Annotated in this window: 1 protein-coding gene; it reads right to left on the bottom strand. The window is 37.9% G+C overall.

The features are described 5' to 3' along the window. Window positions 1–1,383, bottom strand: a 1,383-nt coding sequence (locus VQ048_RS12160; RefSeq protein WP_327611923.1) for a TraG family conjugative transposon ATPase, incomplete at both ends; no start/stop codon positions are given.

A 1,383-nucleotide genomic window follows, 5' to 3' on the forward strand; every position in this document is an offset into this window, starting at 1 on the left:
TTTTACTATTGGAGAGTGAATAATATCGTCCACCTCTTGGGTTACAATTACGGCTTCACCAAAGTATTTACGAACGGTTTTAAACAGATACTTAATATACTCTGCCATTCCCTCTTTGGCGATGGCTTTCCAAGCCTCTTCAATCAATATCATTTTGCGAATCCCTTGGAGTCTTCGCATCTTATTGATAAAGACCTCCATAATGATAATGGTAACGACAGGAAACAATATCGGGTGGTCTTTAATGGCATCAATTTCAAAAACGATAAATCGCTTGTTGAGCAAATCCATTTCTTTGTCCGAATTTAAAAGATAGTCGTACTCGCCACCTTTGTAATACGGTTCTAAAACATTCAAAAAGTTCATCAAGTCAAAATCCTTTTCTCGGACATTCTTTTTTTCTAAGACCAGTCGATAATCTTTTTTTACAAACTCATAAAAACCATTGAAGCAAGGTTGATGCTCTGGGTCATCTTTGATGTATTGGATATAGAGATTAACCGCATTAGATAGTGCTACTTCTTCTGAACGCCTTGCGGGTTCGTCTTCGCGTTTCCAAAGGGTCATAATGAGGGTTTTGATACTTTCCCTTTTTTCTATATCGAATACATTATCGTCCGTATAAAAAGGATTAAAAGCAATCGGATTGTCTTCGGTATATGTAAAATACACGCCGTCTGTGCCTTTGGTTTTAGCGTTAATCAGTTCACAAATACCTTGATAAGAATTTCCTGTATCTACCATCAATACGTGTGTGCCTTGCTCGTAATACTGGCGTACCATATGATTGGTAAAAAATGACTTCCCACTTCCTGACGGACCGAGAACAAATTTGTTTCGGTTGGTGATAATTCCTTTTTTCATTGGCAAATCCGAAATATCCAAATGGATAGGTTTGCCTGTAAGCCTATCCGACATTTTGATACCAAATGGGCTAGGCGAACTATGGTAATTGGTTTCTTGCGTGAAGAAACATAAGGCAGGTTCTATAAAAGTGTAAAAACTTTCTTCACTCGGAAAATCCGCAGCATTTCCAGGAATACCCGCCCAATACAAAGTGGCAACATCAACTGTATTATGATGGGGTTTACATTCCATAGAAGCTAAAGCACTTCCGCAGTCATTTTTTATATTACGGAGTTCTTGCGGATTATCCGACCACGCCATAACATTAAAATGAGCCCGAATAGAAGCCTGCTTAAAAGAATGGGCTTGATTGAGATAACGGTCAATCCACTGTTTGTTAATTTGGTTTGCACGGCTGTACCGAGTGAGTGAGTGCATATTACGAGCAGACTTTTCAAATTGTTTCAAATTCTTTTCAGAGTTATCAATAAAAAGGTATTGATTATAAATATGGTTGCAACTCAATAATAAACCCAC

This window comes from Bergeyella anatis (assembly GCF_036016955.1).
Taxonomy (GTDB): domain Bacteria; phylum Bacteroidota; class Bacteroidia; order Flavobacteriales; family Weeksellaceae; genus JAYWXI01.